The organism is Agarivorans albus (assembly GCF_019670105.1).
GTDB classification, from domain to species: Bacteria; Pseudomonadota; Gammaproteobacteria; order Enterobacterales; family Celerinatantimonadaceae; genus Agarivorans; species Agarivorans albus.
In genome coordinates this window covers 2774276-2786985 of the sequence record NZ_AP023032.1, presented here as the reverse complement: position 1 = coordinate 2786985, position 12710 = coordinate 2774276, and the positions used below count along the sequence as shown (strand labels likewise).

General features: G+C 44.1%; 8 protein-coding genes. 4 read left to right on the top strand and 4 right to left on the bottom strand.

Annotation, left to right across the window (positions count from 1 at the left end; all coding sequences use genetic code 11):
* Nucleotides 1–160 precede the first annotated feature (160 nt).
* The 4 genes from K5620_RS12495 to K5620_RS12480 all read left to right on the top strand — a co-directional run bounded on the left by K5620_RS12495 (nucleotide 161) and on the right by K5620_RS12480 (nucleotide 5520).
* Nucleotides 161–1633, top strand: coding sequence for a TyrR/PhhR family helix-turn-helix DNA-binding protein (locus K5620_RS12495; RefSeq protein WP_016402608.1), 1473 nt, complete (start codon nucleotides 161–163; stop codon nucleotides 1631–1633).
* Between the two features lie 260 nt (nucleotides 1634–1893).
* Entirely contained in the window at nucleotides 1894–3000 is a 1107-nt protein-coding gene (leuB, locus tag K5620_RS12490) for a 3-isopropylmalate dehydrogenase (RefSeq protein ID WP_016402607.1), read from the top strand.
* Nucleotides 3001–3115: 115 nt separating this feature from the next.
* The gene (locus K5620_RS12485; protein ID WP_040307381.1) at nucleotides 3116–4294 is read left to right on the top strand and encodes a cystathionine beta-lyase; all 1179 of its coding nucleotides are present in this window, start codon (nucleotides 3116–3118) and stop codon (nucleotides 4292–4294) included.
* Nucleotides 4295–4440: 146 nt separating this feature from the next.
* Complete coding sequence (locus K5620_RS12480) at nucleotides 4441–5520, top strand: DM13 domain-containing protein (RefSeq protein ID WP_016402605.1); 1080 nt, start codon at nucleotides 4441–4443, stop codon at nucleotides 5518–5520.
* 311 nt (nucleotides 5521–5831) lie between these two features.
* Here the strand turns inward: K5620_RS12480 and K5620_RS12475 are convergent, their stop codons facing one another.
* The 4 genes from K5620_RS12475 to pdsR all read right to left on the bottom strand — a co-directional run bounded on the left by K5620_RS12475 (nucleotide 5832) and on the right by pdsR (nucleotide 12669).
* Entirely contained in the window at nucleotides 5832–8609 is a 2778-nt protein-coding gene (locus K5620_RS12475) for an EAL domain-containing protein (protein ID WP_215426441.1), read from the bottom strand.
* 353 nt (nucleotides 8610–8962) lie between these two features.
* On the bottom strand, nucleotides 8963–9715 hold the full coding sequence (locus K5620_RS12470; RefSeq protein ID WP_016402603.1) for a substrate-binding periplasmic protein: 753 nt from the start codon (nucleotides 9713–9715) through the stop codon (nucleotides 8963–8965).
* A 99-nt stretch (nucleotides 9716–9814) separates the two neighbouring features.
* The gene (pdsS, locus tag K5620_RS12465; protein ID WP_016402602.1) at nucleotides 9815–11977 is read right to left on the bottom strand and encodes a proteobacterial dedicated sortase system histidine kinase; all 2163 of its coding nucleotides are present in this window, start codon (nucleotides 11975–11977) and stop codon (nucleotides 9815–9817) included.
* Complete coding sequence (pdsR, locus tag K5620_RS12460) at nucleotides 11977–12669, bottom strand: proteobacterial dedicated sortase system response regulator (protein ID WP_016402601.1); 693 nt, start codon at nucleotides 12667–12669, stop codon at nucleotides 11977–11979. The genes pdsS and pdsR overlap by 1 nt, the downstream gene beginning before the upstream one ends.
* Nucleotides 12670–12710: the final 41 nt, after the last annotated feature.

Here is a 12710-nt window from a genome sequence, read left to right as displayed (position 1 = left end):
TACACAATTGGACAGTCTAACTCACTGGTCCGATAGGGAAATAGGAGTGCTTTTTGCGTTTAGTATGGATAGTTGGAGAAGGCGGTATGTGGTGTTGCTGTGAGTTTTTACAGGCCCTACAGCTGCTGTCTGCATCACTAAAAGAGCAAGCGGCAACAACATGCGCATAGAGTTAAACTGCCAACAAAACACCGAAGTTTTTAGCGCGGTTCTCGGCGTTTTAGTTAAACATGGTTTAGCGCTACAAGCCATGCAGAGTGTCGACACTGGGCACTTGTTTCTTCACCTTACCGAATTAGAGCTTCCTCTAACACAGCAATTGCTTAGTGAATTTCGTTGCCTCAATGGTGTTTCTGATGCGCGTATTGTGTCGGCCTTGCCTTCTGAAGTTGAACACAAAGAAGTTCAAATTTTATTAGACAACGTACCTTACCCAGTGGTGCTGATTGATAAATCTGGAGAAATTCGCCAGTTTAATCAAGCTTTTGAGCAATCCTGCGGTGATACACCTCATCCTCTTACCAACAGCGATATAAGCAAATTTTTGCGTGGATTTAGTGTCCAACGTTGGTTTGGTAGTGGTTCCGGTAAGCGAGAGCTAGTAGAAATTCAGCTGAGCGGCCGAGTCTACATGGCTGATATTATTCCGCTGTCAGAAACAGCACTGTTTTCGCATCTACCTGGCGCGATTATGCTGTTTAAGTCTGCCCATTGGTTAGAGGCTAGCTTCGATTTATCGCAAATTGAACTTGGGATTAGTGAAGGGCGTTTAGTTGCAACTAGCGATGAGACCAGCAATGTTCTTAATAGCTTAAAACGTTTAGTTGAACACCCAATGCCAACGCTATTGTTTGGGGAAGCAGGAGTTGGTAAGCGATTTTTAGCGCGCTTGTTAAACGAGCTTTCTATGGGCAGTGATGAGCGCTTTCATGCGGTAAGCTGTCATAACCAAGAATATAGTTTGTCTGAGCAACTAGCAGAAATTGCTGCTGAACAACCCAATACGGTGTTGTTAAGCAATATTGAAAAGCTAAAGAGCAGCGAAGTTGAAGATGCGGTTAGCTCTTTAAGCGCGCCTCAACTCGGGATTAAACACCTACTGTTCTCTAGCCGCTATACGCCTGAGCAACTGGCCGCGCTATGGGGAGGCGACTGCTATTACTCGTTAATCAAAAACAGCATTAATGTTCCGCCACTTCGTCAGCGAAAAGAAGACATTGTGCCATTGGCGCAATCTTGGTTAGATTTTCAGTACGCTAAACACCAAGAAGTTCCGCCACCTCTAAGCAGAGAAGTAAAGCGCTACTTAGGTTCTTTAAGTTGGCCGGGTAATATTCCTCAGCTTTATCAAGTGCTGCAAGACTCCTTGGATATTGGCAGTATGAAAAAATGGCAAGTGAGTGACATTAAATATCATCATGAAAAAGTGGTAGATAATGTCAGCATAGAGAGCTTGCTGCAGCAAGATTATCACTCTGCTATGGGGGAGTTCGAACACCTGCTGTTAAGTTATCATTATCCTCAGCACCCTAGCTCGCGGCTATTAGCGAAAAAGTTAGGCCTGTCTCATACCGCGATCGCCAATAAATTACGTGAACACAATATTCGTAATAAAACCGACTTAGATAATTAAGCATACTTTAGTATGTTAGCGTTAGTCACCGAAACTAAGGCTTTCGGTGACTACCTAGCTATATCTGCAAACTGGTAATTTCGTCTTCAGCTTACTGCTTTGTTTCGAGTGTTAAGCAAACCCTTTGCAAAATTAAAGCTTTTAGTAAAAACAGCCCTGAAATAGCCCTTGAAAACGCGATCGGTGGTTTACCCGTGCGCTGGTTTTGCTATGATGCGGCAAGCAAAAAATTAAACTAATGCAACGGAGACGCAAACACAATGAACACTTATAAGATCGCCTTATTGGCCGGCGACGGCATCGGCCCAGAAGTAATGAAACAAGCGGTCAAAGTATTAAAAGCAGTTGAAGCGCGTAACCCTGAAGTAGCATTTGAGTTAAACGAAGCACTATTTGGTGCAGTAGCCTACTTCGAAACGGGTAAATCTTTTCCTGCTGAAACCATCGCTATTTGTGATGAAGCAGACGCAATCTTAAAAGGCACCATTGGCCTTAACCACGAAGATTCTAAAAAAATTCCAGTAGACGAGCAGCCAGAACGCGGCGCGCTGCTGCCTTTACGTCGTCGTTACAATACCTATGCTAACTTTCGTCCAGTTTACCTACCTCAAGAATTAGCTCACTTCTCGCCACTTAAGCCTGAAGTTATCGGTGAAGGTATTGACCTTATGATTATCCGCGAGCTAGTGGGTGGTTTGTACTTTGGTGAAAAAGAAGTAGGCAAAGACGACAACGGTAAGCGTTATGTTCGTGAAGTACTTGAGTACGACGAAGATCAAATTCGCGATATTTTAAAAGTAGGTTTTGAAACTGCTCAGCGTCGTAAAAAAGTGCTGCATAACATCCACAAAAGTAACGTACTTAAATCAAGCGTGTTGTGGAATGAGATCCTAGAAGAAGTAGCAGTAGACTACCCAGATGTAGAAGTTAAGCACATTTTGGTTGATGCGGCGGCTACTTACTTATGTTTAAACCCAGGCCAATTTGACGTAATGGTTATGGAAAACATGTTTGGTGATATTTTAAGTGACCAGGGCGGTGGTATTTTAGGTTCATTAGGCCTTATGCCTTCAGCGTGTGTTGGTCCAGAGAAGTCTTACTACGAACCTTCTCACGGCAGTGCTCCAGATATCGCGGGCAAAAACATCGCTAACCCATACTCAATGATTGGCTCTGTAGCATTAATGCTAGAAATGAGCTTTGGCATGGAGCAAGAAGCGAAGAACCTATGGCACGCAATGAAGTCGGTGTTTGCTAATGGTTACGGTACGCCAGATCTAGCCAAAGGTGAAGATGCAAAACTTATCGATACCGACGCCTTTGGCGACATGGTAGTTGATGAGCTAAACAAAGCACCTCGTGTCTAATTCGTAGAATGCCAAAAACCAGCCTACGGGCTGGTTTTTTGTTATAGCGCTTCAATCAGTCAGTGCGCAATGCATGCTTAAGTGTATTGTAAAAAACAAGCTGGATTTAACTACCATGAAAAAATCAACCAAAATAGTGAGTGCTGGTCGCGATAAAAAGTGGACTCAAGGCTTAGTAAACCCTCCGGTATCTCGTGGGTCTACCGTTGTATTTAACAGCGTTAAAGAGATGAAACAAGCCACGGCTAAACGTCATGACAAAACCTTGTTTTATGGACGTAGGGGCACCCAAACCCATTTTGCCTTTCAAGAGGCTATGGTGGAAATAGAAGGCGGTGCAGGCTGTGCGTTGTATCCTTGTGGTACGGCTGCAATTAGTGGCGCGTTGTTGTCTTTTTTGAAGCATGGTGACCATCTGCTCATGGTGGATGCTGCCTACGAACCAACTCGCGACCTTTGCGACAAATTGCTTAGCCGCTATGGCATAGAAACCACCTATTATGATCCAATGATTGGCGGTGCTATCAGCGAGTTAATTCAAACCAATACCAAAGTGATTTTCTTGGAGTCTCCAGGCTCTTTAACCATGGAAGTGCAAGACTCTCCAGCTATTGTGGCTGCAGCGCGAGCGGCAAACCAAGATATCGTGGTGATGTTAGATAATACTTGGGCATCGCCAGTTAACTTTAGTTCTTTTGATTTCGACATCGATATTTCTATTCAAGCGGCCACTAAGTACATTGTGGGGCATTCAGACGTAATGTTAGGCACCGCGGTGGCTAATCAACGTTGTTGGGATCAACTGCGCGAAAACTCTTATTTACTGGGTCAGTGCACTTCACCAGACGATATTTATTTAGCAATGCGCGGAATGCGTACCTTGGGTGTGCGTTTGGCACAGCATCAAAAAAATGCCTTAGAAGTGGCTAATTGGTTAGCACAGCGTGATGATGTTGACCATGTTCGCCATCCCGCTTTGGCAAGCTGCCCTGGCAATGCGTTTTTTGAACGTGACTTTCAAGGTTCTTGTGGCTTGTTTTCCTTTGTCATGAAAGGCGGCAATCAAGCGGCATTAACCGCGCTATTAGATGGAATGGAACATTTTAAGATGGGCTATTCTTGGGGCGGTTACGAAAGCTTGATCATGGGAGTGAATGGGGTAGAGAAGCTACGCACTGCTACTCAATGGAAGGCTGAAGGTACCTTGATTCGTGTTCATATTGGCCTTGAAGACACCAGCGATTTAATCGCCGATTTAGACGCTGGCCTTGCGCGATTTAACGCTGCCTTGTAGTGGTTTATTTTATCGCTGTTTATAAGTCGCCCTAGGGCGACTTTTTTGTGGCTAATTATCACAATTTGATAACATTTGCCCAATCGGCTTGTTGCTTGAAATTTGCTTTGTTAGCGTTAATGCATAATTAAAGCAAAGGAATGCACATGCTAATTCAAGCAACTTTAAAATGGTCCACCACGCTGTTATTAGCGTGTTTACTTGCTGCCTGTGGAGGTGGAGGAGGAAGTGATGGTGGAACGCCTTCACAGCCCTTAACCGGCGCGCAACTATTTAGCCAAGCAGATCCCGCTGGTAATCAATTTTCTTGTAGTACTTGTCATGCTACCAGTGAAAATGCGCAAGGCTTAGATGCGCAGCAACTTCATCGGCCAGCGCATTCTCTGTTAAACGCTACCCGCCGAAATGCCTTTTATAATGGTACGTTTAGCGAAGTGATTGATGCGGTAAACAATTGTCGAGTCGATTGGATGGATGCAAGCCCTTATGTTAGCGACAGTAATGATTGGTTGGCATTAGAAGAATACTTAGCAGGCTTGAGCGATAGTGGTGATGCAACAGAAATTGCCTTTAATCAGGTCGCTGCCGTTAGTGATTTTAGTGCAGCGGATATAAGCGCTGGGCATGATCTATTTAATCAAACCTGTGCTACTTGCCACGGACAAAATGCCGCAGGGACCGGACTAGCAAGAACGCTTGTCGGCAGCGTCTTAAGTGCTCAACAAGTGGCTAATAAGGTACGTAACTCTGGGCCAACTACCAGCAGTTATTTCACCAACCTCTCAGGTGGCAATATGCCGTTTTGGAGTGAGCAACGACTCAGCGACCAAGAGTTAGTAGACATTGCAAGTTATGTTGAAAGCATTAATGGGCCGCAAAGCTTTAGTTGTAATGCCAGTGACCATCCTAAGGTTGGCCAAGTCGCCATGTTAAGCACACTTTCTCACAATGTGAGCGGGCGGGTAGAGATCATCGACAATTGTACAATTGAAGTCACCGAATTCAATTACGATGGTGGTGGTCCAGACGTACTATTTTATGGTGCTCCAAGCAGCGATTATACCCAAGGTGGTTTTGCTATCGGCGATATTATTAATGGCCCGATGTATAACAACGATACTTTAAGGTTAAGCTTAGCCAACGCCCAACAGTTAGATCAGCTAGCCGGAATTAGTGTGTGGTGTCGAGATTTCAGCGTAAGTTTTGGCGACGGTTTATTTAATTAAACACTAGGGGCTGTTTATCTTTCGCGGTTAAATTTTGTTCGCGAAAAAATCGTTTTAGGCACGGCAAGGCGTGTGTAGCCTAGCATTCTAGGTAAATTCGCCTTAACAAAGCATAAAACGATTTTAGCCGAACCCTTCGGGCAGCATTTGTGGTTTTTATTTCTACTGTGTTATCAGCTTCTCATATAGGCCCACTACACATCAAAGCTTCTGCCTTGTAGAAATAAGCCACAAATTGCTGCAAAAATTATCTCGAAAGATAAACAGCCCCTAGTCAAAGGCGAGCATTGTTCGCCTTTAAAATCTGCCTGTTACTCACAAGGCTGAGGTTTCCCAATGCCATAACCTTGAACAAAATCTACGCCTATTTCTTCTAACACTGCGTGAATCTCCGCATCTTCTACAAACTCAGCTACGGTTTTCATATTCATTAAATGTGCAATGGCGTTAATCGACTCAACTATGGCGCGATCGGTAGGTTGTTTGACAATGTTGACCACCAAACTACCGTCGATTTTTAGGTAATCAACTGGTAGATTCTTCAAATAACCAAACGACGAAGCACCACTGCCAAAATCGTCTAAGGCAAAGCGAACCCCAATTGCTTTCATTTCTCGAATGAACTCAAGTGCCCGTGAGAGCTGTGATATTGCTGCGGTTTCGGTTATCTCAAAGCAGATGTTTCTAGGGTTAACTTGTGAGCTTAGTAAGAGCTCTTTAACCTGATTTACAAATTCGTCATTACTTAGGCTAAGACCCGACAGGTTTATCGATACCACGGTATCACCTTCGGGAAAGTACTGCTGATAGCGCTCGAATACCGTTTTTAAAACCCACTGGTCAATAATGGTTATCACGCTGTGTTTTTCTGCAGCAGGGATAAACAAATTAGGAGGAATGGTTTTACCTTGTTCATCGCGGTAGCGGATTAAAATCTCATAATGTTTGTGGCTATCTTGTTGGCCTATTGGCGCAATAACTTGCTTGGCTAAGTAGAATTGGTTTTGCTCTATCGCTTGGGCAACATTGGCGATGTAGCCCATTTGTTGTTCTTCATTAAACAACTCATCATCGTTTAGATTGGCTACATAAACCCGCCCACGGCCAGCTTCTTTGGCTTTGTAGCAAGATAGGTCGGCTTTACTAAGTAACTCGGTGTCGTTTAATGCGCCAGTAATCGGCACCATGCCAATGCTCACACCTACGTTAAATAGCCGTTGATTCCAGTGAAAGCGGTAGCTATCAACCTGTGCAATAACTGTTTCACACAATTGCTGGGCATCGCTTAAGCTTATATTTGGCAATATTAGGCCAAACTCGTCACCACCAAAGCGGCCAACAATATCTTGGTGAGTGGTGCAGCGTTTAATTACGGTGGCAACTTCTGCCAACATTGCGTCACCGATAAGATGGCCTGCAGTATCGTTAACCAACTTAAATCGGTCTAAATCTAAAAAGCATAAAAAGCCACTAACAGCTTGCTGCTGAGATTGTTGCACATAAGTTTTAAGCTTTTCATTAAAACTAGAACGGTTGATTAAACCTGTTAATTCATCGTAAGCGGCCTGATAAGCAAGCTTTTTACTCAACAGGTGTTCTTCAGTAATTTCTTTGCTAATGCCACGATAACCAATATATAAGCCGTGTTTATCAAATACCGGCTTACCATTAAGCAGGAATATTTTTATGTCTTTACTGGTTAGCTTTAGCTTAAAAGTTAAGTTGTTGATGGGCTGCTGGTAGGCGAGGGCGGCTTCATATTCAAGCCACGGGAAGCTTATATTAGGATCATGTTTGCACAGCTCTGCCAAGGTTTTACCAATAAGTTGATTGGGCTCTTGTCCATACAGAGCTTGGGTTTCGCCAGATATATAACTAAGGCGCTGCTCGGTATCTGTTTCCCAGAATACATTCGCACCAGCATTGGCTAAATCTCTGTAGCGGGTTTCATTCTCCGCCAGGATATGGCGAGTGATACTGCCGCGACGAATAACCTCGGCGAGTAAGATGATGATGAGAATGCTCACAATAAATGCCGACACTACTAGGCGAACCATCAACTTGTATTTCTCGTAAAAGGTTTCTTCTTTGTTGATGATTAAAGCGTCTTCGGGAAGGGAACTGAGTTTAAAATTGTGTTCGTTTAGTTGTTCCCAGTTAAATACCCACTGGCTACGCGCTAAAGTGATGGGTTCTATGCTTTCTAGCGGTTCGTTACTTAGAATGCGTTTTACTAGCTCGGCCGCTCGCATCGCATGTTGTCGGCCATCAAGCTCATCAGCCCCCACTGCGCCATACTTGAGTGTGGTTATGGCTATGGTGTAAATCGGGTTGTTGGTCCAAGTAACCAACTGCTCGGTGCCTTGGTTCCAACTTAGTAGCGCATTGTTTTGATTTGGGTTGGTGAGTTGCCCTAGTAACAACACCGGCACATTGCTGGAGAATCGGCTGAATACTTCGCTGATATCATCTAAGGATAATTCTTCAATGACATGAATATTACTTGGTGCACCAGGTTTACCAAACACCGTGCGCGCTTTGGCTAAGTTGGCTAAGCCTGTGGCACTTTTGTCAACAATTAGCACCAGCTCATCAACTCCGCTTTGGCTTTTGATGCTGGTTATGGTGCTGGCAATATCGCGGTTTTCAAATACTCCGGTCATATTTGGAGCATCGAGAACGTCTTCTGTTACTCGATTAATGCCTAAATAAACGATGGGCGTGCTAGTAAAAAAATCGTTTCGATGATGGCGGATTAAGTTGAAAGCGGGGTCATCGGAAATAACAATAACATCTAGTTCAGTACTGGCATATTTGGTCTTGAGATACTTCAAAAAGCTTAGATTGAACTCACCTTGTGGATAGCGTTTAGCATCTAAGTATTCGTGGAATAATCTAGTATCTTGATCTTCTTTGAACGAGCTGTCTAAGCCCTTTTTGAGATACCCCGTCCAAAAATGCTCTGCATGGTAAGAGTGGATAACTAATACATTATTGCTAGCTTGAGCGGCAAAACTTAAGGCCGCAAATAGTGCAAATAAAGGCAATAAACTTTTTAGCAGATATTTTAGGATACTCGAGTATTGCAAATTGGCTCCCTGCCTTAGCATTGTATTAGCTATCCCTAGATACAGTATCAACGTGAACGTCTATTAAGCCTAAGCCATAGTTTGATACTTGCTCACCGATTTAAATAATCGCACAATGTTTATGATATATCGTTATTTGCGTAAGTGCTTATTAATAAAGCGTGAACTTAATTACAGCTTTGCTTAGCGGCCTAAACAACAGGCCTACTAATCACAATGATTACTGTAATTACCGCCTAGAAATTTAGTGGTTTGTGAGCCAGTTACTTAGATTTAAATTGTGCTAATTTCCTTAAGCTGCACAGCACGATCATGGCAAAGCTCTGCGAGATACTTTTGTAGTTATGAGACTCTCAGGGCTTTAGCTTTTGTTGTTGATAGTTGGCGAGTAATTCTTGATAAGCATCGGTTTCTTTTACTTGCTTTAAAGCCTGCTTAAATTGCTCAATCACCGTATCGTCTACGGCTTGATTAAAGGCGTAACAAAGCTGTTCTTGGTTAAGCACCCATTTTACTTCGTAGTTGCTTAGCGAATAGCTATTTTGTTTGGCGGCGTGTCTAATGGTTTGCTCGGTTCCGGCAATGAAGTCAACTCGATTGGCTACTAGCAGCTTTATTAGGTGGTGGTAGCTGTCGGTGAGCATTAAACTGCCATCGTCTACTTCATTGTTCAGCAACAGCTGCTCGCCAACATCGGCTCTTAGAACGCCAACCTTCAACTCATTGAGTTGCTCAAGTGACTGAATATTTGGTGTGCTATCTGCTTTGCCTAGCAGCACAACACTAACGGTATCAATTGGGCAAACCCACTTAAAATATTGTTTACGTTTGGCAGTGAGAACCGTTGCAAACAATACTGTGTTTGGCTTCTGCTCTAATAAATAATAAGCGCGCTCCCAAGGCATCACTTTAATTGCTTGCTCGGGATGCCCCATCTGTTGCCACATCAGTTTTAATAGTTCAACCGCAAAGCCCTGAGCTTGTCCTTGCTGGTCAAGATAGTTAATAGGGTAGGCATCTTCTGTTAAATAGCTCAGTTTATCTAGCGCGGCATAGCTAGATAAACTAAAGCAATATAAGCAGAAAAGGGTAAACAAGCGCCGCATAGATCTACTCTTCGAATAACAATTCGTTTAAGTATAGAAAGTGAGTTACTAAGCTTGCTAGATTTCTGCTAAATGTGCGCTAAGTAGAACTTTAAGTAATTACTCAATAGGCAATCGCACACAAAACTCCACGCCGCTGTTGTCGGTAAAATTGCGAGCACTAATGGTGCCGCCATGAAATTCTGTTATTAGCCTAGCAATATACAAGCCCAAACCTAAATGCGGTTTTTGCTGAGCTTGTTGGCTGCGAATCGATACCATTGATTCAAAAATCTGCTCCACCATGTTGTCAGGAAGGGTGGGCCCATGGTTGCTTATTAGCAACACGGCATCTTTGTTGTCTTGCTGGAAACTGACTTTAATGGCCTTATCTGGAAGACTAAATTCCATCGCATTGGCCACTAATTTATCCATTAACTGAGCAATGTATTCCGGCACACCGGTTATCAGCATGGTATTTGGGCTAATATCGCAGTCGAAGGCCTGTTCAGGGTAAGTGTACTGGTAGCCTTGCATGCAACCAGAGACTACCTTGTTTAGTGGAAATTCACTGGTTTCTGCTTGAGATAGACTTTGCTCTAAACGGGTGGCTTCGCTCATGTTGTTGAGGATCATGTTTAGGCGATTTACCCCTTCTTGGGCTCGGTCTAGGTATTTTTGCGTATCCTGATCATGCGTTTTTAGACTTAAGTGCTCTAGCGAGGAACGCACTACTGCAACTGGTGTTCGTAGTTCGTGAGATAGGCGCGAAGACATATTTTCTAAATAATGGGTATATTGCGCTAAACGACCAACAATATTGGCGAAGCTACGAGAAAGGTCACCAATTTCGTCACGGTCTTTAGAGCCTTGTAACGAGGCTTTAACCCTTCCTTGGCTATCAATGGCTTTTTCTGCTTGGTCACGTAGTTTGCGAATGCGGCTAGAAATGCTGGAAGCAAACAAAAATAGCGATAGTGTGCCCACTCCCATCACTAGCAGAATAATGTTAAATAAGCGCTCTAAAGCACGATTACGTAAGGTACGAATGCCGTTGGTGGTTTCCTCTGCTATTACTACTCCCATCACTTGATCGTCTATCCAAATTGGGCTGGCAGCGGCCAATACCACAGCTCTCCCATCGGGGGTTAAACGCCAAGTAGAGCCCGGTTTTCCGCTTAATGCTTGCTTAATGTGGCTGCCATCTAATTGGGTGGAGTCTTGTAATGAGTCGACAAAATCCTGAGGCGGTTTGGTTAATACCTTGTAGTAAAGAGGGTGAAGGTATTCGCTGGTGAACTTGTTCCACCAGCTTTCTTTGTTTATTGGGCTTAAGCTGCGAGCCCAAATGCTTTGGGTGCTTCGAATGTCGCCAGATTTAGCTAATACGCGGCCATGTTTATCAACTACCCAAATGCGTGAGCTGTTGTGGCTCATGCCTTTAATAATGCTTTCTATTTCCGGAGAAGGGACCAGTACTGTGCCAAGTTTATCCACTGTGTCAATGGCCGAGGTACCAACAATTGAAACCAATTCTCGCTTGGGCGTGCGGTTTACATCATAGATAGAAAAGCCTAACTTGCTGCCCACCATGCTAAGAGGGATCCGTAGCTCAATATTGTAGCCTTTATCCGTTTTTAGCCATTGCCCCTGAATCTTAACCTCAGGTGTTACGGGAGTAGTTTGGCTGGGGTCGAGCGGTAGCTCAAAAGCGTTGATCCAACCATCTTCGGTAGTGGCAACAATATAGCGGCGGAACTGACCGTCGGGAGCTAAAGTTGCAATCGCTAAATGGTCGTTATTATCTACTCGTAAGGTGTTTTTACCTCGGTAAACCACATCGCTATCGGTCACTTCAAAATAGGCGTATAGGTAACGGCCAAATTTTCCCACCATGTGAGTAAATTCGCTAGTTAAAGCTGTATTGGGATCTGCTTGATAAATAACATGTTCTTCACCATAGCGTAGCATGCGATGCTGATATTCCTGCCAATCGTTGAGCTTGCCATCGAGCTGAATTGGGCCAGACAAAGGATAAGCATATAAATCACGGCCTTTTTGCACTTGGCTTAAAAAGCTGGCTTGGCTGTTAAACAGTTTTGGCCGCTCATGCAGTGCGGTAGCAAGTGCTTGGGTGGTGCCTTCTAAAGTTTTTTCCTGACCTAAACGTAGGTATTTTTCCATCTCCCAGACATATTGATAGCCCAACCAAGGCAGGCACAACAAAAACAGTGACAAGATGGTGACTTTGGCCCGTAGGCCAATAGGTAATACAGGTAGCATTAGGCGAGGCTATCCCAGCGGTAACCCATGCCGTACACCGTATCGATACACTCAAAATTTGGGTCTGCGGCTAAAAACTTTTTACGGATCCGTTTTACATGCGAGGTAATAGTGCTGTCATCTACAAAGATTTTTGCTTCGGTCATTAGCTCTTGCCGGCTGCGCACATGTCCTGGACGCTTGGCTAAAGCATGCACCATCCAAAATTCGGTCACAGTGAGCTCGATGGTTCGCTGATCCCAGGTTACTTGCATGCGATTGCCATCAATGGCTAAGGGCCCTCGTTCTAATAAGTTGTTCTCTTCTGGGGCTGCGCCGACTAACTCAGAGCGGCGAAATAACGCTGCTATGCGGGCAACTAAGTGGGGGAAGCTAATATCTTTGGTGAGGTAATCGTCGGCACCTAGACGTAAGCCACATACGGTATCAAAGTCACTATCTCGAGCGGTTAAGAAAATAATTGGCAAGGTGCTAGACATAGCACGCAGTGATTGGCATAAGGAAAAACCACCGTCTATTTCATCTTCTAAACCAATATCAATAATCGCCAAATCGGGCAAGCGGGTGTTAAAAGCGGCTAGTGCCGTAGGCCGGTTGGCATAGGCTTGCACACTGTAGCCTTGTTGTTGCAATACGTCTTTGTAGTTTTCGCGGATCGCCGCTTCATCTTCTACGATGGCAATTCGTTTCATATTGATACTTAAGTTCTAAGCTGCTGACTTGCATAGACTAT